This is a genomic window from Kribbella sp. NPDC056345, assembly GCF_042262745.1.
Taxonomy (GTDB): domain Bacteria; phylum Actinomycetota; class Actinomycetes; order Propionibacteriales; family Kribbellaceae; genus Kribbella.
The window spans coordinates 187029-207908 of the sequence record NZ_JBHJQQ010000002.1 but is presented as its reverse complement, the minus strand read 5'-3'; the positions used below and the strand labels follow the sequence as shown (position 1 = coordinate 207908).

The following is a 20880-nucleotide window of genomic DNA, read 5'->3' as shown; positions in this document are numbered from 1 at the left end:
AGAGACAGTGATGCAATTCACATCGCCAGCGGTAATCCGAAATGCCGGTCACGTAGTCTCTATAACCATGCGCGTCAGGGAGAAGGGCGACCGTGGGGTCGTCCAGTCGGTGGTTCTGTTCCTCGGAGTGAGTGTGCTGTCGGGCGCGCTGGCAGCAGGTCTGGCAATGCCGTTGGCGGGGCTGGCCGGGTTCACGACGGAGAAGACGTCGGAGACCCTGCAGGACCTGCCGCAGCAGTTCGACGAGGTGCCGCTCAAGCAGAAGAGCACCATCCGGGCAGCCGACGGGTCCGTGATCGCGACCCTCGCGGACAAGAACCGGGTCCCGGTCAAACTCAGCCAGATCGCGCCGATCATGCAGAAGGCGATCGTCGCGATCGAGGACGACCGCTACTTCGAGCACGGCGCCCTCGACCTCAAGGGCACCCTGCGCGCCCTCGCGGTGAACCAGACCGAGGGCTCGGTCCAGCAGGGTGGTTCGAGTATCACCCAGCAGTTCATCAAGATGAGCCTGATCGAGAAGGCGAACACCCCGGCCGAGGTCGAGGCCGCCACCGCCGCCACCCCGCAGCGCAAGATCGCCGAGCTCCGGTACGCGATCGCCGCCGAGAAGGAGTTCTCGAAGAACGAGATCCTCGAGAAGTACCTGAACCTGGCGAACTTCGGTGACGGCGCCTGGGGCATCCAGTCGGCCGCGCAGCACTACTTCCGCGTCGACGCCAAGGACCTGAACCTGGCCCAGGCCGCGATGCTGGCCGGCATGGTGAAGAGCCCCACCGCCTACGACCCGACCAACAACATGAAGCGCTCCAAGGACCGCCGCGACGTGGTCATCCGCCGGATGCTCGAGCTCAAGGTCATCTCCGTCAACCAGGCCAACCTGGCCCTGAAGACCCCAGTGATCAACCCGGCCATCGTCCGGAAGAACCAGATCGGCTGCGGCAACTCGCCGTACCCGTTCTACTGCGAGTACATCGTCGCGCAGCTCAAGGAGAACCCGGCCTTCGGCAAGACCCCGAAGGACCGCGCCAACTACCTGAAGACCGCCGGCCTGACGATCCGGACGTCACTCGACCCGAAGATCCAGGCCGCCGCGCAGAAGTCGATCGACGAGCACACCAAGCCGGACGACCAGGCGATCGCCGCGATCACGATCGTCGAGCCGGGCACCGGTCTGGTGAAGGCGATGGTGCAGAGCAAGAAGTACGGCAACGGCAAGAACCGGACGTCGTACAACTACAACGTCGAGAAGTCGTACGCCGGTGGGTTCGGTGGTTTCCAGAACGGTTCGACGATGAAGGCCTTCACGATCGCCGCGGCGATCCAGAAGGGCTACTCGATCAACTACAAGATCAACTCGCCGAGCCCGCTGCACATGGGCGGCCAGAAGTTCAGCACCTGTAACGGCACCGCCGGGGTCGAGGACAGCTACAGCCCGACGAACTCCACGCAGAACGTGCCGGACCCGACCATGATCCAGGCGGCGCAGAAGTCGACCAACACCTACTTCCTGCAGCTGTCCCAGAAGGTCGGCCTGTGCCCGATCGCGACCCTGCTGAAGTCCCTGGGGATGTACAACGCCCAGGACGGCGAGCCGCTGGAGCAGGTCCCGTCGATGACACTCGGCGTCGGCTACATCACCCCGCTGCAGCTCTCGAGCGCGTACGCCGCCTTCGCGGCCCGCGGCAAGTACTGCACGCCGTGGCTGGTCACCTCGGTCCGCGACGCGGCCGGCAAGTCGCTGAAGGTCCCGGTCCAGGACTGCAAGCAGGTCCTGCCCGAGACGGTGGCCGACGGGGTCAACGAGGTGCTGCACCAGGTCATGGAGCCGGGCGGTACCGGTAACCGGCTGAAGTTCGGCAACAGCGACCTCGCCGGTAAGACCGGAACCATCCAGGAGGCCAAGGCCGTCTGGTACGCCGGTTACTCCAGCAGGCTCGCCAGCGCGGCCGTGGTGGCCGACGCGAACCCGCCGTACAAGCGCCTGTCCGGTCAGACCCTGGACGGTCGCGACATCAGCGACGCCTCGGGTTCGCAGACCGCGGGTCCGCTGTGGAAGACCGCGATGCAGAACGCACTGAGGGGCTACCCGACCACGCGCTTCACCGCACCGGACGAGAAGACCCAGCGCGGTAACAACGAAGAGCTCCCGTACGTCAACGGTATGAACCCCGACGACGCCGCGAACAAGCTCCGTCAGGCCGGCTTCGAGGCCCAGATCAGCCCCGAGCAGGTCAACTCCGAGGAAGCGGCCGGCACCGTCGCCTACACCGACCCGCGGCGCCGCGACGGCGCCCCGGCCGGTTCCACCGTCACCGTCTTCGTCTCGAACGGCAGCCGGGGTAACAACAACCAGGGCAACAACGAGAACGAGAACAACAACGAAGACCAGGGCCCAGGGAACAACCAGCCTGGCGGTGGCGGTACCCCGGGGTGCCAGCCCTGGGATCCCAAGTTCCCCAACTGCTAGGCGCCGAGCTGGCGCTTCACCTCGCTGGAGACGGCGCCGCCGTCGGCCTTGCCTTTGACCTTGGGCTGGAGGGCGCCCATCACCTTGCCGATACCGCGCGGGCCGAGCTCGGCGGCACCCGTGGCGGCGATGGTTTCGGTCACCAGGGCGGCGATCTCTTCGGCGGTGAGCTGCTCGGGGAGGTACTCGGCCAGGATGTCCGCCTCGGCCTGCTCCTTCTCGGCCAGTTCGGTGCGGCCGGCGTCGCGGTAGGCGATCACGGACTCGCGGCGCTTCTTGGCCTCGGAACCGAGGACGTCGAGGATCTCGGCGTCGGAGAGCTCGCGGGCCTCCTTACCGGCGACCTCGGCCTTGGTGACCGCGGTGAGCGCCATCCGCAGGGTGGACTTGCGGATCTCGTCGCGCGCCTTGAGAGCGGCGGTCATGTCGTCGTGCAGGCGCTGTTTCATTCCGGAGTTGGACATAGCAGAGATTGTGGCAGGCTGGGTAAATGAGTTTGCGCAGGATTGCCGGTACGACGCTGAAGGCCACGGCTGCGGTGGGGGCTGTGGGGGCTGTGGGGGCGGCGTGTGTGGCGTATGCGGCGCTGGTCGAGGTGCGGTGGTTCACGCTGCGCAGGGTGACGGTTCCGGTGCTGGCCGAAGGTGCGGCGCCGTTGAAGGTGCTGCATCTGTCGGACCTGCACCTGATGCCGACGCAGGCGAAGAAGATCGGCTGGGTGAACGACCTGGCCGCGCTCGAGCCGGATCTGATCGTGAACACCGGCGACAACCTGTCGCATGAGGATTCGGTGCCGCCGCTGCTGCGTGCGCTCGGTGATCTGCTCGATCTTCCTGGTGTCTTCGTGTTCGGCTCCAACGACTACTGGAAGCCGCACTTCAAGAACCCGGGCAAGTATCTGCTGCCCGCCAACAAGCAGCGCCACAAGCCGCATGGCCCCGATCTCCCGTTCGAGGAGATGCGCCGCGCGTTCACCGACGCCGGCTGGGCCGACCTGAACAACGCGAAGACCAGCCTCAAGGTGAACGGTCTGCGCCTCGACTTCGCCGGCACCGACGACCCACACATCAAGCGCGATCGGTACGGCGTGATCGCGGGCGAGGTGGACCCGTCGGCCGACCTCTCGATCGGGGTCACGCACGCGCCGTACCAGCGGGTGCTGAACGCGTTCGTCGACGACGGCTATCCCCTGGTGCTCGCCGGTCACACCCACGGCGGTCAGCTCGCGGTGCCGTTCTACGGCGCCCTGGTGACGAACTGCGACCTCGACGCCTCCCGTGTCAAAGGCCTGTCCACCTGGGGCAGCAGCGACCGCCAAGCGGCTCTCCACGTGTCGGCCGGGCTCGGGACTTCGCCGTACGCGCCGGTCCGGTTCGCCTGCCGTCCGGAAGCGACATTGCTCACGTTGGTCCCGCGGGTAAACCCGATTTCGTCCAGCCGCCCGGCGCATGTAAGCTAACGGCGATTCGGGCTGTGGCGCAGCTTGGTAGCGCGCTTCGTTCGGGACGAAGAGGTCGCAGGTTCAAATCCTGTCAGCCCGACCACGAGATTCAGGGTCAGTCACTCCGGTGACTGGCCCTCAGTCTTTTCTGCGGAGGTGCCGGTCGTGAAACCAAGGGTCGTCGGGCCGATCGTGCTCGGGCTCTGGGTGGCGTGGATCGTCGTACCGATCCTGCTGAGCTTCCTCGACGACTGGAGTGCCTTCCGCATCGTGATGCTGCTGTTCGCTCCGTGGGCGGCGGTGCCGGCACATTGGCGCCGGCGGGTGCCGCTCGGCCCGGCGCTGCAGATCTTCGGCATCCTTCTGCTGCTGCTCCTCCCCCTCGGCGGCATCCTCGGGCAGGTGCCGATCCTGGCGTACGTGAAGCTCGTCGCGCCGGTCGCCGTCCTGCCCCTGGTCTGGCTGTCGAACCGGCGCTGGGCCGCCGACCTACGCTTGCAGGGTGCAGCGAGTTGATCTGGGTGAGGTCGAGTACGACGTCGCGGGCAAGCAAATGCAGGAGTGGGTCGAGGAGCGGCAGACCGGAGCAGCCGAGGACCGGCTGTTCCTGCTGAGTCATCCGCCGGTGATCACATATGGCTCGCGGACAGTGCCGAGTGATCTGCCCGTTCAGGGGATTCAGACGGTGGCGGTCGATCGCGGCGGGTTTGCGACGTACCACGGACCCGGACAGCTGGTCGGTTACCTGGTGATCGACGTGAAGCGGCGTGGTGTCGTGGATGTCGTGCGCTGGGTGGAGGACGGGCTGGTCGAGGCACTCGGGTCGCTCGGCTTCCCGCTGGTACGGCGGGAGACGCCGAAGGGGGCGAGCAGCCTCGTCGGGGTGTGGACCGCGGACGGGCGGAAGTTGTGCTCGATCGGGATGCGGATCCGCAAGGGTGTGACCAGCCACGGGTTCTCGGTGAACGTCGCCCCGGACATGTCGGTGTTTCACACGTTCACGACCTGTGGGCTGCACGACGTGACGATGGTTTCGCTGGCCGAGCTCGCCGCGGAGAACGGCGTACCGGTGCCGAGCGACGCGGCGGTGCGGGATGCCATCGCACACTCCCTCGGGGCGGCCTGAGCCCGCTACTGTGCGGCTATGGACGACAAGCCACCGTTGCCGCCGCCCTTGATCCTGGCGGTCGTCGGGCTGCTCTGCGGCTTCGCGACGATCGGCCTGGTGTGGGCCAGTGAGCGGGGCTGTGAGCGCTTCCGCGACAGCGCGAACTGCGGTGCGCTCGGGCTGCCCCTGCTGCTGGTGATCGTCGTCGTGACGATCGTGCTCAGCGGGATCGCGTTGAGCCGGCTCGCGATGCCGCATCCGCGGCTGGTCGCGTTCCTCGGCGTCGCGTTCATGCTGGCCGTTGTCCTGGCCTTCCTGACCGGCAGCCTGTCCTCGCCGTGGACGCTCGCCGTCATCCCGGTGCTCACCGCCGTCACGTTCCTGCTCGCCAACCTGGTCGCCCACCTCCTGGAGCGCGCTGATGCCTGATCTGCCCGTCTACGACTGCCCGCGGACGCCGACCGCCCCGAACCTCGACGGCACGCTGACCGATCCCGCCTGGGAGCTCGCGCCGTGGACGACCGACTTCGTCCAGATCCTCGGCGAGGGCCCGGGCCCGCGGTTCCGGACCCAGGCGAAGCTGATGTACGACGACGACTACCTGTACGTCGGCGGCAAGCTCGAGGAGCCGCACCTCTGGGCGACGATGAGCGAGCACAACAGCCGGCTGTACTTCGAGAACAACTTCGAGATCTTCCTCGACCCCGACGGTGACGGCGCGAACTACTACGAGTTCGAGATCAACCCGCTCGGCACGATCTGGGAGCTCACCCTCACCAAGCCGTACGACGAGGGCGGTGAGGCGATCGATCCGACCAACCTGCCGGGTCTGCGCACCGCGATCCACCTCGACGGCACGCTGAACGACCCGTCCGACACCGACATGGGCTGGACGGTGGAGATCGCCGTACCGTGGGTGGACCTCGCCGAGTGGACGAAGACCAAGCCGGCCGCGCCGGAGCCCGGCGACGAGTGGCGGATGAACCTGATGCGTTGCCAGTGGCCGCATGCGATCGCCGGCAACAGCTACGTGAAGGGCGCCGAGAGCGAGTTCTGGGTCTGGTCACCGCAGTACGTCGCCAACATGCACTACCCACCGCGGTGGGGCGTCCTGCGCTTCTGACACACCCGGCTGTGCGTCACTTGGGCGCAGCGGTAACAATGAGCTACGTGGAGTTCGGGGGCGGGGTCGTCAGCGCGGTCGAACGCGCCTGCGACACAGATCTGAGAACGGCACTTCGCTTGGTGGCCCGTTACTCGCGGTACTGGTGGTCACGCGGTCTGGAGGACGAGGCGGCCGCAGCGGCCGAGCGGGTCCTCAGCATGCTCGGCCGGACGGTCCCGGTCGGGCTGGACGAGGAGTACCTGCTCGCCGTCATCCACGGCGCCGCGTCGGCGGAGCAGGAGCAGATCGAGCTGGCACAGCAGATCGTGGACGCCACGGCAGGACCGTTCCGGTACTCCGCGACCGTGCTGCTGTGGTGTCTCGTCTTCGGCCCGTTCGAGCCGGCTGAGGTCGTCGAGGACGTGCTGAAGCGCAACGAGAGCGGTGAAGCCTGGGCGCGGGCCGCCGTCGAGCTGTGCCGCGGCTACCCCGGACTGACCCGAGCTACCGAGGAGGAGGCCGCACAAGCCCTCCGTACGGCGCTGGGCCGGTTCCGGATGCTTGAGGACGACTGGGGGACGTTCCTGGCGCTCAGCGCGCTCCAGCAGTCGGTAGGTGCGCCGCTGGAGCTGACCACCGAGGCGCTCGAGCTGGCGGAACGACTCGGGCTCGACGAACAGGTCGGCGTACTGCTGTGCCGGCGTGGTGACCTGTACCGAGTGCAGGGGAAGCTGGACGCTGCCCGCCACGACTACAGCATGGCGCTGGTGCTCGGCGAGCGCGCTGAGCTGCCAGAGACCGTTGCGGCGGCGCACCTCGGGCTGGCCCGCGCTGCCCGGTGCTGCGGGCATCCGCAGACCGCGCAGGCGCACCTGAGCGCCGTACTGGAACTGCCTGACTTGGAAGACGCTCACTATGAGGCGCGTCACGAGCTAGCGGCACTAGAGCAGGTGTCGGCGACCGCTTAGAGTCGTCGGCATGGACAAGACCTACGAGTCGCCGCAGGCCGCGGTCGCCGACATCGAGGACGGCGCGAGCCTCGCGGTCGGCGGTTTCGGGCTGTGTGGCAATCCCATGCACCTGATCAGCGCCCTGCACGACAAGGGGGTGAGCGGGCTCAGCGTGGTGTCGAACAACTGCGGTGTCGACGACTGGGGCCTGGGCATCCTGCTCGCGGACAAGCGGATCGCGAAGATGACCTCGTCGTACGTCGGGGAGAACAAGGAGTTCGCCCGGCAGTTCCTGTCCGGTGAGCTGGAGGTCGAGCTGACCCCGCAGGGCACGCTGGCCGAGAAGCTCCGGGCCGGCGGCTGCGGGATCGCGGCGTTCTTCACGCTGGCCGGGGTCGGCACCCAGGTCGCGGAGGGCGGGCTGCCGCAGAAGTACAACACCGACGGCACGGTGGCGAAAGCCTCGGCGCCGAAGGAGACCCGCGAGATCAACGGGACGACGTACGTGCTGGAGGACTCGATCACCACGGACTTCGGGCTGGTGCACGCACTGCGCGGTGACACCCACGGGAACCTGGTCTTCGACCGGAGTGCGCGGAACTTCAACCCGCTGGCCGCAATGGCCGGAAGAGTGACGATCGCGACTGTTGAAGAACTGGTCCAGCCTGGTGAGCTGGACCCGGACTCGATCCACCTGCCGGGTGTCTACGTCCAGCGAGTGGTTGCCGTCGGCAAGGACATTGAGAAGCGGATCGAGAAGCGCACCGTTCAACCTCGTAAGGAGGCGTGACCATGCCGTTGACGCGTGAGCAGATGGCGGCGCGGGCCGCGGCCGAGCTCGAGGACGGTTCGTACGTGAACCTCGGGATCGGGCTGCCGACCTTGGTGCCGAACTACATCCCGGACGGCGTCACCGTCGTACTGCAGTCGGAGAACGGGATCCTCGGTGTCGGGCCGTATCCGGCCGACGGGGATGAGGACCCGGACCTGATCAACGCCGGCAAGGAAACCGTGACGACGTTGCCGGGGGCCAGCTTCTTCGACTCGTCGCTGTCGTTCGGGATGATCCGCGGCGGCGCGATCGACGCGGCGATCCTGGGCGCGATGCAGGTCTCGGCTACCGGCGACCTGTCGAACTGGATGATCCCCGGCAAGATGGTCAAGGGGATGGGCGGCGCGATGGACCTGGTGCACGGTGCCAAGAAGGTGATCGTGCTGATGGAGCACGTCGCCAAGGACGGTTCGCACAAGATCCTGACCGAGTGCGACCTGCCCTACACCGGGCGCGGAGTCGTCGACCGGATCATCACGGATCTCGCCGTACTGGATGTCACCGAGGACGGGCTCCGGCTGGTCGAGCTGGCCGACGGTGTGACTTTTGAGGAGCTGCAGGAGAAGACCGGGGCTCCGATCAAGCAGTAGAAGTCATTAGATCTGGGGACGCGACGGAGGAGTCGACACGGCGAACCTTGAACTCGTCAGCGAGTTCAAGGAGGCCGGATCGTGAAGTACCTGGATCGAGCACTGCGCAGCATGCGGCACCTGGAGGTACGGCGCTCTGTGCTGCCGACGGACGGGCCTTATGCCGAGGCCAAGGAGTACTGCCTGAGCTCAGCTGACAAAGGTGGTCTCGGGGAGGGCGTGACGCCACACCCCGTACTGCGGGCGCTGCCGCAGGTGCTGGTCGAAGAACGCGGGGATGTAGGTGCGGAGTGCGCGTAGGACGGCGTCGGGGTCGGCGGAGCCGATCGTGTTCGCGATCAGCTCCGGCGGGACGGTGAAGAAGCGCTGGAACCACGGGATCAGTACCTGGTAGTCGACGAAGCTGTAGTGCCGCCCGTCGGGGAAGTTGAGGTCGCGCTGCCAGCCGGTCGAGTTCTCCCAGAACATCCGCCAGGACGGCTCGGTGTGGTGGTTCATCGGCCCACCGCCCGGCCCGGTCCCGCCGGTGCCGAACAGCAGGAACGGTCGGTCGGTGCCGTGCTTGACGGTCGGTGCTGATACCGGGTCGGGGTAGCCGTAACCGAGCTCGCCGTCGAGGTCGATCCCCGCGCCCACCCGCCGGTCGACGTCCATCACGTCAGCCGCGGTGATCCCGCCGGCCGAGTGCCCGAAGGCGCCGATGTGGCGGAGGTCGAGGATCTGGCCGAGCCCGTCGGGGAGCCGTCGCTGCTCGGCGTCCGGGTTGTGTCCGTTGGCGAGCTTCGTGAGTTGGTCGAGCACGAACCGTACGTCGGCCACTCGGGTCGTGCGGGCGGTGAGCGCGTACCCGGTGGCGGGCAGGGTCTGCACCGCCAACCGTCCGCCGGGGAACTCGACAGCCGCCACCTCATACGTGTGGTCGACGGTCACGACGACGTACCCCCGGCTCGCCAGCTCGGCAACCATCACCGAGGCCAGCCCCCTGGGTACGCCGAACCCCGGTGAGAACACGACCACGGGGTAGCGCCCCCGCCGTACCGGAGCCATCAGCAGCCCGTGACTGCGAGCCCCCACCCAGTCCACCCTCCCCACCGGCTGCCGCAACGCACCCGCCGCCCCCTCCCCAAAAACCTCAGCCGTCCCGCGCGGCAGATACACGGCCCGCTCCCCCACCCCACGCGCCGGATACCAAACACTCACCATCAACTCCCGCCGCCGCCCCGAAACCCACGGATCCGCCCGCCCAGAATCCACCAGATGCAGCTCCGTGGTGCCGACCCGGAACGGCCCGCTCGGCCGTGGAAACCGCAGGGGGATCGACTGGGCAACCGCCGTACTGGGAGTTGCGATAGGGGCGAGGAGGACGGCGCCACCGACGCCGAAAAGAGTTCGTCTGGTCAGCATGTATCCAGGCTCTCGCCGTACCCCTCTGCGCTTCGAGTGGCGGAAGGCATCTGTTGGGGTGGACGAAAGTCGGGTATGACGGGTGGGGTGGAGCTGGAAGTGTTGGTGGTGGGCGGTGCTGGGGTCGACACGATCGTGCGGGTGCCTGGGTTGGCTCTGGGTGACCGGGAGACGGTGTGGGTCGAACCGATCGAGACGTATGTGGGGCACACGGGGCATGGGGTTGCGCTGGGGTGTCAGCTGCTGGGGGTGCCGGCGGGGCTGGCGGATGTGATCGGGGACGACGACGAGGGGTTCCGGATCCGGCAGTTGTACTGGGATCTGCAGATGCCGCTGTACTTCGTGCAGCATCCGAACGGGACCCGGCGGTCGGTCAACCTGGTCACCCCGGACGGGGAGCGGCTGGCGTTCTACGACGGGCGGCATCCGGCGGGGATGCGGGTGGATCCGGAGCTGTGGCGGCCGGGGATGTCGCATGCCCGGCACGTGCATGTGTCGATCATGGATTTCGCTCGGCACGCGCTACCGGACGCGCTCGCCGCGGAGCGGACGATCTCGACCGACCTGCACGACTGGGACGGGCGCAACGACTACCACCGGGATTTCGCGACCGCAGCGGACATCGTGTTCGTGTCGGCCAGTGCGTTACCGGACGACGCGGTGAGTTGGATCTTTGGGCACGGCCGCGCGCAGGTGGTCGTCGTACTGGCCGGAGCTGATGGGAGTTATCTGCATCTCCCCGGTGAGCCGCCGAAGCACATCCCGGCACTCGAACTCCCGGACCGGCCGGTCGTCGACACGAACGGCGCCGGGGATGCCTATGTCGCGGCGTTCCTGGCGCGCTGGCTGGACGGAGTCAGCTGGTACGACGCCGCCCGGGCCGGCGCGATCGCCGGGGCCTGGGCCTGCGGCTCACCCGGCACCCACACCGACCTCATCACCGCCGAGGAGCTCGCCAAGCGCGCCTAGGCCGCACGAAGGACAGGAGGTCCTGGCCTCATCCGGGGAGGTGGCGCTGTGCGTGAGCGGCGCCGGAGGGGGTGAGGGCGACTACCTGCTGTCGTTAGTGCGGGTCATTGGTGGGTGGAGGGTGGTGGCGGGGCCGCGGTGGAAGAGTTGGGCGGGGCGGCCGCCGTCTCGGGTTGTGGTGGTGCCGACAGGTTCTACGAAGCCGGGGGTTTTCGTCACCTTGCGGTGGAAGTTGCGGGGGTCGAGCGGGGTGCCCCAGACGGCTTCGTAGATGGTGCGGAGTTCGGAGATGGTGAACTCACCGGGACAGAAGGCGGCGGCCAGCGGGGAGTACTCGAGTTTGGCTCGGGCCCGTTCGACGGCGTCGGTGAGGATCTGGTGGTGGTCGAAGGCCAGGTGGGCCGGGTCGGCGAGCAGGTCCGAAGCGGGGACCCAGCTGGCGGATTCGGCGTCGGTGCCGGCGACCGGAGTGGGTAGGTCGGGGACGAGGGCCAGGTAAGCGACGCTGACGACTCGGCCGCGGGGGTCCCGGCGAGGGGCGCCGTACGTCGCTATCTGTTCGAGGTGGATGCGGTCGGTCGCCAGGCCGGTTTCCTCGGTCAGTTCGCGGCGGGCGGTCTCTTCCAGGTCCTCGTTCTCCCGGACGAAGCCGCCCGGGAGGGCCCAGCGGCCCCGGTACGGCGCGATGCCGCGGCGGATCAGCAGCACCTGCAGGGCGCCGTCGCGGACGGTCAGGATGACCAGGTCGGTGGCGAGGCCCAGCGGCACGAAGTCCATGACGAACCACTCTAATCGTCACCTTGACGAGAAGTCACGCACCCCTTATCGTCAAAGTGACGACAAGGGAGAGACATGGCAGACATCACGCGGTTCCGCTTCATCAGTCACCTGCGGGCCAACCCGACCACCCACGTGCGGCACCTGCGCAACGGGAAGGTCGCCCACGACGGCGCCGGCCAGGCGTTCTGGTTCCGGGCGCTGAACTCCTCGCTGAGCGAGATCCCGGTCGACGACCGCGAGCAGCCGCTGCTGTTCCACGGGCGGACGCAGGACTTCCAGGACGTGGCAGTCCAGGCGACCGTCACCTACCGCGTGGTCGATCCGGGACTGGCCGCAACCCGGCTGGACTTCGGGATCGACCCCGACACCGGCCTGTGGCGGTCCACGCCGCTTGAGCAGCTCGGTGGACTACTCACCGAGCTCGCGCAGCAGACCGCGCTCGACCTGCTCGCCCGGATGAGCCTGACCGAGGCGCTCTCCGAGGGCATGACCCAGCTGCGGCGAGCGGTCGGCGCCGGGCTGCGGGAGGACCAGCGGCTCACCGGGCTCGGGATCGGTGTCGAGGATGTGCGGGTGGTCGCGGTCCGGGCCGAGCGGGATGTCGAGAAGGCCCTGCAGACACCCACTCGGGAGATGGTCCAGCAGGCTGCGGACAAGGCGACGTACGAACGGCGCGCGATGGCCGTCGAGCGCGAGCGTTCGATCGCGGAGAACGAACTGCAGAACCAGATCGAGCTCGCCCGTCGCGAGGAGCAGCTGGTCAACCAGCGCGGGCAGAACGAGCGCATGCGCGCCACCGAGGCGGCGGCTGCCGGTCAGATCGAGACGCAGGCGGCCGCGAGCCGGCAGCGTGCGCTGGCCGAGTCCGAGGCGGACGCCAAGCGGGTGATCGGCGCGGCCGAGGCTGCAGCGGAGAAGGCGATGCTCGAGGCGTACGCGGAGCTGGACCAGGGCACGATCCTGGCGCTGGCGATCAAGCAGGGCGCACTGCCGGAGATCGGCACCCTGAACCTGACACCAGACCTGCTCACCCCGCTGCTGACCAAGCTGACGGCCTGACATGCCACTGCCACCACGGGCGGTGATCGTGCACCGGGCGACCGAGCTCACCGAGCTGATCGCCCGGCACGGGACCCGGCAGCAGGCCGGCTTCTTCCTGGCCGGCCGCGGCCGGGACCTGGCCGAGCTGGACGCACGGCACCAGGCCCAGACGGACGCACTAGCCAAGGTTTCCGCCGCCATTCCGCTGGACTGGCGCCGTACTGTTGCCGAGCGCAACGATCTGGACCGGTTCGTCTTCGGACCGGAGGACGTGGTGATCGCGGTCGGCCAGGACGGGCTGGTCGCCAATGTGGCCAAGTACCTGGACAGCCAACCGGTCATCGGCATCAACCCGGAGCCGGCCCGCAACCCCGGCGTCCTCGTCCCGCACGAACCAACCGCGATCACCGAACTCCTCGCCGTACGGGAGATCGCGGAGCGCACCATGGTCGCCGCGACCACCGACGACGGGCAGCAGCTGATCGCCCTCAACGAGGTGTACGTCGGCCATCGGACGCACCAGTCCGCGCGGTACTGGCTGGGTTCGGAGCGGCAGTCGTCGTCCGGGATCCTGGTCGGTACCGGAACCGGCTCGACCGGCTGGTGCCGCTCGGCCTGGCAGGAACGCCGCAGCCCGCTCGCACTGCCGGGACCGATCGATCCCGCCCTGTGCTGGTTCGTCCGCGAGGCCTGGCCGTCACCGGCGACCGGCACCGACAACACCGAGGGCCTCCTGAAAGCGCCCGACACGTTGACCATCACCGCCGAGTCCGACCTGGTCGTCTTCGGTGACGGCATGGAGTCCGACACCCTGACGATCAGCTGGGGCCAACGGCTGGAGATCGGGGTCGCCGCCGTCAAACTGCACCTGGTCGTGTGATCGGGCCGAAGTATTACCCGTGCGTGCAAGCCCGGTGACCGACTGAGATGAAGTCTGTACTGACAACGATGGTCATCTGTGCTTAAGGTGCAGACCGATACCACGGCCCTTTCGAGGGGAGGGCCGTCGTGGATTCGACCCACCGCCCAAAGGGGAGAGACACGCATGCGCAGAACTCCGTTCCGGACCGGAACGATCCTGCTCGCAGCGGCCGCACTGATTCCGGCCGCCACCATCACAGCGACCGCGAAACCTGACAAGCCGTTCGTTCAGGGGACGCAGACCGTCGCCGCCTATGACTACGACAACGCGATCCACGAGCGGATCGCGGTCGACGTCCCGAACACGGACAACGACGAGAACGGCGTCACCGACCAGATCACCGTGGACATCATCCGTCCGGGTGAGGCCGCGCAGGCCGGGATCGACGTACCGGTCATCATCCAGGCGTCGCCGTACTACGCCGGTGACCCGGCCACCTACTTCGACGCCAACGGGATCCGGCAGGTGTACGGCACCTGGCTGGACAACTACTTCGTGCCGCGCGGGTACGCCGTCGCGTTCGTCGACATGCCGGGGACGAACCGGTCCACCGGCTGTACCGACGTCGGCGGTGACTTCGAGGTGCTCGGCACCAAGGCCGTCATCGACTGGCTGAACAACCGGGTTCCCGGCTACAACCCGGACGGCAGCAAGGCGAAGGCCGACTGGTCCACCGGCAAGGCCGGCATGATCGGTACGTCGTGGAACGGAACGATCGCGAACTCCGTGGCCAGCACCGGCGTCCGTGGCCTGGAGACGATCGTCCCGATCGCGGCGATCTCCAGCTGGTACGACTACACCCGCAGCTTCGGGGTGCCGTTCTACGACGCGTACATGGAATTCCTGTACGACTACGTCAGCAACGACAAGACGCCGCGCTGTGTCGCGCTGACCGACGAAGTCGAGCAGGACTCCGACACCCGGACCGGTAGCTACAGCAAGTTCTGGGACCCGCGGAACTACCGGCTGGACGCGAGTAAGGTGCACGCCTCCGTCTTCGCGATCCACGGTCTGGACGACGAGAACGTGAAGACCCGGCACTACGGCGAGTGGTGGGACGAGATCGCCAAGCGCAACGTGCCGCGGAAGATCTTCCTGCACCAGGGCGTGCACCTGGACGGGTTCAGCTTCCGGGACGCGTACGTGAACCAGTTGCACCCGTGGTTCGACTACTGGCTGCAGGGCCTGAAGAACGACGTGATGAAGCAACCGCAGGCCACCATCATGCGGGAGGACGGCAGCTACACGACCGAGGCCAAGTGGCCGGCGGCCGGTGTCCGGCAGACCAAGCTGAACCTCGGCAAGGCGGCCGGTGCCAAGGCCGGCGGACTGTCGATCGCGGCCGCCTCGGGCGACCCGATCAGCTTCACCGGGACGGCCGACGAGTCCACGGACGCCGTCGTACTGGACCCGACCACGCCGAAGCCCAACCGTGCCGTGTTCCTCAGCGACACGCTGGACAAGGCGGTCCGGATCAGCGGGACCGGCAAGGTGACGGTCCGGGTCCAGTCGAACCGGGCCGCGGCCGGCATCAAGGCGAGGATCGTCGACTACGGTACGGCGACCCGGTTCAGGAACGTCACGAACGTGCCGAACACCCGCGTCTGCTGGGGTGACGGCAATACCCTCGACACCGGTTGCTACGCCCAGACCCAGGTGAACACCGCGGTCTCGGACGCGGCCGTCGTCGTCCGGACGCTCGCCGACGTCGGGCACTACAAGTCACTGAACCGCAAGGAGTCGCTGAAGTCGGGCAAGTGGTACGACCTGACGTTCGAGCTGAACGCCGACGACGTCGTCTTCGGCGCCGGTCACCGCCTCGGCCTCGTCCTGACGGTCGAGCCGGACAACCCCTCGATCCCGTTCACGGGTGCCACCCTCACCCTGGACCCGACCCGCTCGTACCTGACCCTCCCGCTCACCGGCTACACCCAGTCGCTGGCGACCCCGGGAGCCCCGCAGGCCCGAGTCCAGGCCAGTGATCTGGCCCAGCCGGAGCCGGAGAAGGACCCGGTCAAGCTGATGGAGCAGATGGTGGAAGCCTCCCGCTGACCCCCATTTGGCTGGCTAGGCACTGAAATCGGGGGTTCTACACCGTTAACCACGGTGTAGAACCCCCGATTTGCCTGGCTAGGCAGCGAAATTGCGGACTAGAGCTCCGAGTAGGCCTTCACGAGGACTTCGGAGTCGTGTTCCCAGTTGAGTTCGTCGGCGGCTTCGCGGATGCCGCCGGTGTAGACGGGGTAGGTCTCGATCAGGGCCCGTACGGCGGCCGTCAGGGAAACGGGGTCGCCGGGCGTGTAGAGGGTGCCGAGTTTGTGCGCGGTGACGACAGCACGCAGTTCGGGGAGGTCGGCGGCGACGACCGGTACGCCGGCCCGGACGGCGTGGAAGAGTTTGTTGGGGAGCGCAAGGCGGTGGTTCTCGCAGGTGTTGGTCAGCGTGACCAGCGAGATCCCGTACGAGCGCAACGTGTCGTCGACCTCGTCGATGGAACGCTCGGCCACGACCTCGACCGGGCCCAGATCCAAGCGGTAGTTGGGATCCACCGACCCCATCAGCACGGTCCGGAACGGCGCCAGCTGCCGAGCTGCACCGACCACCGTCGGAAGGTCACGGCCCGCGCCCACGCGACCGGCGTACAGGAGCCCCTCGGGACGCTCGAGCGGCGGCGGGACGAAGTCGGCCTTCGGGAAGGTGTTCCGGATGACACGGACGTCCTTCAGGCCGCGGTCGCGCAGCCGTACGGCGATGCCGTCGGAGACCGTGAAGACGAGGCGCGCCTTCGCGGCCAGCTCGCCCTCGAACTTGCGGCCACGCGCTCGCCAGAACGGCGTCGGGCGGCCAGGCAGGGCGCGATCGAACCACAACTCGTGGCTGTCGTAGACCAGCACGGCCTGCCAGCGCTCGGCGTACTCGGCGGCAAGCTCGAGGGTGTTGAAGTCATGAGCGTGTACGACGTCGAACGGTCCGGCCTCGGCCACCCGGGGTGCCGCAGCGAGCCGCCACTGCTTCTCGGTGCGCAACCGGTGCTCGGGGAGCAGCAGCCAGCGCCCGAAGCGCTTGGCCAGCACCTTCGGCCCACGCCGCCCGTGGCCGACCGCCAGCCCGCCTCCACCGGCGCGCAGGCCGGAGGAACGCGACACCGACTCGACCGTGATGCCGGGGCCGATCTCGAAGCCGTCGGGGACGTCCCGCCCGATGATGTGAATCGTGTGCCCAGCATCCGCCAGCGCGGTCGCCTCGCGAAGGATTCGCGAGTCCCCGGCAATCGGAGACTGCGCAATCATCAATACCCGCATGTCACCTGCCACCGAGGAAAGGTAGCAGCGCCGCGACCGCACTGCGGCCATCGTGCAGGTCACGAACGTACTGCGGTCCGCGATCGGCCAGCTTCCGCGACGTCTCCCGCTCAGTCACCAGACGCTCGATCACCGCACCGAGATCGCCTGGGGTGGCCTCGGCAATCGGCAGCTCGGCCGGCAGCTGCGCCCGCACCCGGTCCGCGATGTGCCCCACGGTGACCCGCCCGGCGGCCATCGCCTCACACGCCAGTACGCCGTACGAGCCGAGCATCAGCTGGTCGACCACCAGATCGGCGTCCTTCACCAGCGCGGACAGCTCGGCGTGCCGCACACCCTCGACCCGCTGGTACTTGATCAGCCCGCGGGCATCCAGCTCGGTCAACACCGGGTCGACGTACGCAGAACCCTTCAGAGCGCTGCTAGACGGCGCATGCAGCACCACCGGCACCTCACGCTCCAGCACGGGACGGTCCGACGCCAGTGCGTCCACATCGACCGTCAGGGGCAACCAGGTGCCGTTGTCGACGAACTCCAGCAGGTCCGGCGTCGTCACGAACACAGGACCCTCGTACGACGCCAGGTGGCGCCGCAGCGCGTCATTCGCCGCCTGCAACCGCTTGGTGAAGTCGTCGTCGGCGTTCTGGAACGGCGAATACGCGAAAAGCTCGCGGTGCTTGGCCGGATCGCGGATCTCCGAGCCATGGAAGATCACACCGTGCTTGATACCGGCCCGGTCCAGCGCTGGCGCGTCACTCGTCCACGGCTGCCCGGGGCGCTGGCCGAACAACGGCTTACCGGCCTCGAACAACACATGGGTGACCTCAGCCAGCACGTACGCCGTGAGCTCCCACTGCCAGCGCAGATCCGACTTGTACTGCTCAGCCGTCGCACTGCGGTGCACAGCGAACTCGAACTTCGCATCAGTCGTGTTGAGCGCCTCTGCGGCCAGCCCTGGCACCGCACGCTCCAAAGCGTTCGCCCACAGCCAGGCCTGACCGGCACTGTTCACCGGGCCGATCAGCAAACGCCGGGCATGTGTCCGGACGCGAGCGGGTGCCCGCTTCACATCAGCGTCTCGGGAGACCTTCAGCGTGCGCTTCTGCAGCTTCGCGCGGTCGGCAGCACGGGTGGCGACGGCCAGCATCGCCGGGTCCTGTGCGTACAAGACATCCGGCTGCAGACGGTCGATCAGCCCACCGAAGGTGAGTTCCAGCTGCTGTGCCTGGGAGGCACGCGGCCGTCCATCGAACTTCAGCACCTTCAACCAGGCGCGTCGGAGCAACTGCCGGGCACGGCCGACGCGGCCGTGGGCCACATCTGCCTTGAACTCCATCAGTGCGACCTTGTGCCGGTCTCCGGCCTGCGGCTCGCGCAGCGGGACATGCACGACCAGGGCGCCGTCGACGAACTCCTTCGAGGGCTCCCTGGTGGCCGAAGGCCGGAGCACAGTCACCTGTGCACCGGCCTCGGAATGTACTACTGCCCAAAGGTCGGGCTGGGTCACTGCCGGACGGACCTTCCGATCACGATCCGACGGACGCCGGCCCACTTGGCGGCGTCGGTCTTGTCGCGACCGTCCACCAGCACCGTGACACCGGGCAGGTCGGCCGGCGACAGCTCGGCGTACTCGGCGTGGTCGGCCTGCAGCACGGCCGCGTCCACCGGCGTGCCCAGCGCGTACGGCGTGAAGCCGAGCTTGGTGAGCTCCTCGTCGGTGTACATCGGGTCGTGCACGAAGACCTCGGCGCCGCGGCCCTTGAGCGCGTCGACGGCCGGGAAGACACCGGAGAACGCGGTCTCCTTGACGCCACCACGGTACGACGCACCGAGGACGACCACCTTGGCGCCCTTGAGCTCGCCGTACGCGCCCTCGAGCAGGCCGATGGTGTAGTCCGGCATGCCGGCGTTCGCCTCGCGGGCGGCGCGGACGACGGTCGCCTCCGGGTCGGTCCACAGGTAGAGCCGCGGGTAGACCGGGATGCAGTGGCCGCCGACGGCGATGCCGGGACGGTGGATGTGGCTGTAGGGCTGCGAGTTCGACGCGTCGATCACCTGGGTGACGTCGATACCGTTCTGGCCGGCGAACCGGGCGAACTGGTTCGCGAGGCCGATGTTGACGTCGCGGTAGGTGGTCTCGGCCAGCTTCGCCAGCTCGGCGGCCTCGGCGGAACCGAGGTCCCAGACGCCGTTGCCCCGCTCGAGATCCGGACGCTCGTCGAAGTCCAGGACGGCCTCGTAGAACTCGGTGGCGCGCTTCGCACCCTCGTCGGACAGACCGCCGACCAGCTTCGGGTACTTGCGCAGGTCCGCGAAGACGCGGCCGGTGAGGACGCGCTCCGGGGAGAACACCAGGTGGAAGTCGGTGCCCTCGGTCAGGCCGGAGATCTCCTCCAGCATCGGCTTCCAGCGGTTCCGGGTGGTACCGACCGGCAGCGTGGTCTCGTAGGAGACCAGGGTGCCCGGGGTGAGGTGCTCGGCCAGCGAACGGGTCGCGTTCTCCATCCAGCCGAACTCCGGCTCACCGGTCTTCTCGTCCACGAACAGCGGCACCACGATCACGACGGCGTCGCTGTTCGGGATCGCGTCCGCGTAGTCGGTGGTCGCCCGCAGGCGGCCGTCGGCCACGGTCTCGGCGAGCAGCTCCTGCAGGTGGTCCTCACCCGGGAACGGCTCCTGGCCGGCGTTCACCAGCTCGACGAACTTCTCGTTGATGTCGACACCGACGACCTGGTGGCCCTTCGAAGCGAACTGGACCGCCAACGGCAGACCGATCTTGCCCAAGGCAATTACACTGACGCGCACACTGACTCCACTAGATAGTGATTCTTCAACGGGAGCCTCGTAGCTTGAGTTCCAGCGGGTGCTCGACGAACTTGTAGAGCAGCCACGAGGCAAGGATCGATACGGCGCCGACGCCGGCGTACCAGGTCAGGTTCAACCACGAAACAGGCTCGCTGCTTCCATGGAGTTCCCTGATCCCGTACAGCACGGTGGCATGCACCAGATAGAAGGAGTACGACCACTGGCCGAGTGCGACCAATGGCTTGCTCCGAAGGAGGGACCGGCCCCCGCGCAGGTCCCGGGCAGCGACGACCAGGATCAGGAAGCCGTAGAGGAGAGTGAGAATCTCCTTCTGCAGCAGGCTGATCTCGGTACCGAACGGCACCTTGCCCGGGTGCCGGAAGGTGTAGGTGAGGACGACCAGACCGATAGCGATCGCTGCATACCCTGTCCAGGCGGGCAGCCGGGTGGTCCAGCCGGAGCGCAAGGCGATCGCGACCGCGACACCGACCACGAAGGCCACCGCGTGCAGTAGCGGCGGGGGGAGCGTCGGCAGATCCACCCAGTTGTACTGCGTCAGCCGGTAGCCGCCGGCGATGACGACGGCAGCCGCCGCGAGGACGAGCGCTCCGGTCAGCTTCAGCTTGGCCGTGACCCGGTGCAGGAACGGGAAGAACGCGTAGAAGAACGCCTCGATCGACAACGTCCAGGACGCCGGATTGCCGCCGTACAGGATGCCGGGGTTGTTCGACCAGCCGTTCAGCAGGAACAGCGAGAGCACGATCGCGGTGACCGAGACCGGCTTGATCCAGAACATGTTGTCCGGCGGATCGAACCGGTAGAACACGAACAGCGCCGGAATCAGCGCGACCACATGGGCCGGGACGATCCGGGCGAACCGGCGGCGGTAGAACGTGCCGGCCGTCGTACCGGGCCGGGCCGACCAGGTCAGGACGAACCCCGAGAGCACGAAGAAGAACGTCACCCCGGAGGTGCCGAGCTTCAGGAACTCGCGGATCGGCAGCGGGGCCAGATAGCCCATGTGGTGGGTGAAGACGAAGAACGCCGCCCACCAGCGCAGGCCGGTAAGCGACTCAATACGAGCAACTGCCGAGGGCGAGGCCGCCGCCGGCTCAGAAGTTTTCTGGGCGGGCGGCTGCACCACGTCCTCGGCAGCCATCG

Annotated in this window: 20 protein-coding genes and 1 tRNA gene; 14 read left to right on the top strand and 7 right to left on the bottom strand. The window is 67.8% G+C overall.

Features of this window, described 5'->3' with window-relative positions:
- Nucleotides 1-67: 67 nt before the first annotated feature.
- Nucleotides 68-2470: a penicillin-binding protein gene (locus tag ACFCV3_RS06760; RefSeq protein WP_376026837.1), complete on the top strand. Its 2403-nt coding sequence runs from the start codon at nt 68-70 to the stop codon at nt 2468-2470.
- Here the strand turns inward: ACFCV3_RS06760 and ACFCV3_RS06755 are convergent.
- Nucleotides 2467-2934: a GatB/YqeY domain-containing protein gene (locus tag ACFCV3_RS06755; RefSeq protein ID WP_376026836.1), complete on the bottom strand. Its 468-nt coding sequence runs from the start codon at nt 2932-2934 to the stop codon at nt 2467-2469. The two genes, ACFCV3_RS06760 and ACFCV3_RS06755, sit on opposite strands and share 4 nt — an antisense overlap.
- Before the next feature lie 26 nt (nt 2935-2960).
- Here ACFCV3_RS06755 and ACFCV3_RS06750 point away from each other — a divergent pair, with 26 nt between their 5' ends.
- The 9 genes from ACFCV3_RS06750 to ACFCV3_RS06710 all read left to right on the top strand — a co-directional run bounded on the left by ACFCV3_RS06750 (nt 2961) and on the right by ACFCV3_RS06710 (nt 8496).
- Complete coding sequence (locus tag ACFCV3_RS06750; protein ID WP_376026833.1) at nt 2961-3929, top strand: metallophosphoesterase; 969 nt, start codon at nt 2961-2963, stop codon at nt 3927-3929.
- Between the two features lie 8 nt (nt 3930-3937).
- Nucleotides 3938-4014 (top strand) — tRNA-Pro (locus tag ACFCV3_RS06745).
- Nucleotides 4015-4076: 62 nt separating this feature from the next.
- Nucleotides 4077-4427 carry a hypothetical protein gene (locus ACFCV3_RS06740; protein ID WP_376026832.1) on the top strand — a complete coding sequence of 117 codons (351 nt, stop codon included), beginning with the start codon at nt 4077-4079 and terminating at the stop codon, nt 4425-4427.
- Entirely contained in the window at nt 4414-5037 is a 624-nt protein-coding gene (lipB, locus tag ACFCV3_RS06735; RefSeq protein WP_376026831.1) for a lipoyl(octanoyl) transferase LipB, read from the top strand. Before ACFCV3_RS06740 ends, lipB begins: the two co-directional genes overlap by 14 nt.
- Before the next feature lie 18 nt (nt 5038-5055).
- Nucleotides 5056-5448 carry a hypothetical protein gene (locus tag ACFCV3_RS06730; RefSeq protein ID WP_376026828.1) on the top strand — a complete coding sequence of 131 codons (393 nt, stop codon included), beginning with the start codon at nt 5056-5058 and terminating at the stop codon, nt 5446-5448.
- Nucleotides 5441-6142 (top strand): carbohydrate-binding family 9-like protein, encoded by a 702-nt coding sequence (locus ACFCV3_RS06725; RefSeq protein ID WP_376026827.1) that lies wholly within the window; start codon nt 5441-5443, stop codon nt 6140-6142. Before ACFCV3_RS06730 ends, ACFCV3_RS06725 begins: the two co-directional genes overlap by 8 nt.
- A gap of 47 nt (nt 6143-6189) precedes the next feature.
- Nucleotides 6190-7092, top strand: a complete 903-nt coding sequence (locus ACFCV3_RS06720) for a hypothetical protein (protein ID WP_376026825.1) — start codon at nt 6190-6192, stop codon at nt 7090-7092.
- Between the two features lie 10 nt (nt 7093-7102).
- Entirely contained in the window at nt 7103-7864 is a 762-nt protein-coding gene (locus ACFCV3_RS06715; protein WP_132413459.1) for a CoA transferase subunit A, read from the top strand.
- A 2-nt stretch (nt 7865-7866) separates the two neighbouring features.
- A complete protein-coding gene (locus tag ACFCV3_RS06710; RefSeq protein ID WP_376026824.1) occupies nt 7867-8496 on the top strand; it encodes a CoA transferase subunit B in 630 nt (209 codons plus the stop codon).
- Between the two features lie 189 nt (nt 8497-8685).
- Here the strand turns inward: ACFCV3_RS06710 and ACFCV3_RS06705 are convergent, their stop codons facing one another.
- A complete protein-coding gene (locus ACFCV3_RS06705; RefSeq protein ID WP_376026822.1) occupies nt 8686-9900 on the bottom strand; it encodes an alpha/beta hydrolase family protein in 1215 nt (404 codons plus the stop codon).
- Nucleotides 9901-9987: 87 nt separating this feature from the next.
- Here ACFCV3_RS06705 and ACFCV3_RS06700 point away from each other — a divergent pair, with 87 nt between their 5' ends.
- Nucleotides 9988-10869, top strand: coding sequence for a carbohydrate kinase family protein (locus ACFCV3_RS06700; RefSeq protein ID WP_376026819.1), 882 nt, complete (start codon nt 9988-9990; stop codon nt 10867-10869).
- 81 nt (nt 10870-10950) lie between these two features.
- Here the strand turns inward: ACFCV3_RS06700 and ACFCV3_RS06695 are convergent, their stop codons facing one another.
- Nucleotides 10951-11646, bottom strand: coding sequence for an NUDIX domain-containing protein (locus ACFCV3_RS06695; protein ID WP_376026817.1), 696 nt, complete (start codon nt 11644-11646; stop codon nt 10951-10953).
- A gap of 75 nt (nt 11647-11721) precedes the next feature.
- On the opposite strand from ACFCV3_RS06695, the gene ACFCV3_RS06690 reads away from it, so the two are divergent.
- From ACFCV3_RS06690 to ACFCV3_RS06680, 3 genes are all read left to right on the top strand, one after another.
- Nucleotides 11722-12708: an SPFH domain-containing protein gene (locus ACFCV3_RS06690; RefSeq protein ID WP_376026815.1), complete on the top strand. Its 987-nt coding sequence runs from the start codon at nt 11722-11724 to the stop codon at nt 12706-12708.
- Between the two features lies 1 nt (nt 12709).
- The gene (locus ACFCV3_RS06685; protein WP_376026814.1) at nt 12710-13570 is read left to right on the top strand and encodes a hypothetical protein; all 861 of its coding nucleotides are present in this window, start codon (nt 12710-12712) and stop codon (nt 13568-13570) included.
- A gap of 165 nt (nt 13571-13735) precedes the next feature.
- Nucleotides 13736-15664 carry a CocE/NonD family hydrolase gene (locus ACFCV3_RS06680; protein WP_376026812.1) on the top strand — a complete coding sequence of 643 codons (1929 nt, stop codon included), beginning with the start codon at nt 13736-13738 and terminating at the stop codon, nt 15662-15664.
- A gap of 98 nt (nt 15665-15762) precedes the next feature.
- Here the strand turns inward: ACFCV3_RS06680 and ACFCV3_RS06675 are convergent, their stop codons facing one another.
- From ACFCV3_RS06675 to ACFCV3_RS06660, 4 genes are read right to left on the bottom strand one after another with little or no spacing between them, the layout of a single operon-like run.
- Nucleotides 15763-16926, bottom strand: a complete 1164-nt coding sequence (locus tag ACFCV3_RS06675) for a glycosyltransferase (RefSeq protein WP_376026810.1) — start codon at nt 16924-16926, stop codon at nt 15763-15765.
- A complete protein-coding gene (locus ACFCV3_RS06670; protein ID WP_376026809.1) occupies nt 16916-18370 on the bottom strand; it encodes a glycosyltransferase in 1455 nt (484 codons plus the stop codon). The genes ACFCV3_RS06675 and ACFCV3_RS06670 overlap by 11 nt, the downstream gene beginning before the upstream one ends.
- A gap of 47 nt (nt 18371-18417) precedes the next feature.
- Nucleotides 18418-19719 carry a nucleotide sugar dehydrogenase gene (locus ACFCV3_RS06665; protein WP_376026807.1) on the bottom strand — a complete coding sequence of 434 codons (1302 nt, stop codon included), beginning with the start codon at nt 19717-19719 and terminating at the stop codon, nt 18418-18420.
- A gap of 25 nt (nt 19720-19744) precedes the next feature.
- A complete protein-coding gene (locus tag ACFCV3_RS06660) occupies nt 19745-20878 on the bottom strand; it encodes an acyltransferase family protein (RefSeq protein WP_376026806.1) in 1134 nt (377 codons plus the stop codon).
- Between the last annotated feature and the right edge of the window lie 2 nt (nt 20879-20880).

Bases quoted from the DNA above. Each gene is read 5' to 3' on its own strand.
- ACFCV3_RS06730 (WP_376026828.1), top strand. From the start codon at position 5,056: ATGGACGACAAGCCACCGTTGCCGCCGCCCTTGATCCTGGCGGTCGTC.
- ACFCV3_RS06690 (WP_376026815.1), top strand. From the start codon at position 11,722: ATGGCAGACATCACGCGGTTCCGCTTCATCAGTCACCTGCGGGCCAAC.
- ACFCV3_RS06725 (WP_376026827.1), top strand. From the start codon at position 5,441: ATGCCTGATCTGCCCGTCTACGACTGCCCGCGGACGCCGACCGCCCCG.
- ACFCV3_RS06710 (WP_376026824.1), top strand. From the start codon at position 7,867: ATGCCGTTGACGCGTGAGCAGATGGCGGCGCGGGCCGCGGCCGAGCTC.
- ACFCV3_RS06695 (WP_376026817.1), bottom strand. From the start codon at position 11,646: ATGGACTTCGTGCCGCTGGGCCTCGCCACCGACCTGGTCATCCTGACC.
- ACFCV3_RS06705 (WP_376026822.1), bottom strand. From the start codon at position 9,900: ATGCTGACCAGACGAACTCTTTTCGGCGTCGGTGGCGCCGTCCTCCTC.
- ACFCV3_RS06750 (WP_376026833.1), top strand. From the start codon at position 2,961: ATGAGTTTGCGCAGGATTGCCGGTACGACGCTGAAGGCCACGGCTGCG.
- ACFCV3_RS06660 (WP_376026806.1), bottom strand. From the start codon at position 20,878: ATGGCTGCCGAGGACGTGGTGCAGCCGCCCGCCCAGAAAACTTCTGAG.
- ACFCV3_RS06755 (WP_376026836.1), bottom strand. From the start codon at position 2,934: ATGTCCAACTCCGGAATGAAACAGCGCCTGCACGACGACATGACCGCC.
- ACFCV3_RS06680 (WP_376026812.1), top strand. From the start codon at position 13,736: ATGCGCAGAACTCCGTTCCGGACCGGAACGATCCTGCTCGCAGCGGCC.
- ACFCV3_RS06715 (WP_132413459.1), top strand. From the start codon at position 7,103: ATGGACAAGACCTACGAGTCGCCGCAGGCCGCGGTCGCCGACATCGAG.
- ACFCV3_RS06760 (WP_376026837.1), top strand. From the start codon at position 68: ATGCGCGTCAGGGAGAAGGGCGACCGTGGGGTCGTCCAGTCGGTGGTT.
- ACFCV3_RS06685 (WP_376026814.1), top strand. From the start codon at position 12,710: ATGCCACTGCCACCACGGGCGGTGATCGTGCACCGGGCGACCGAGCTC.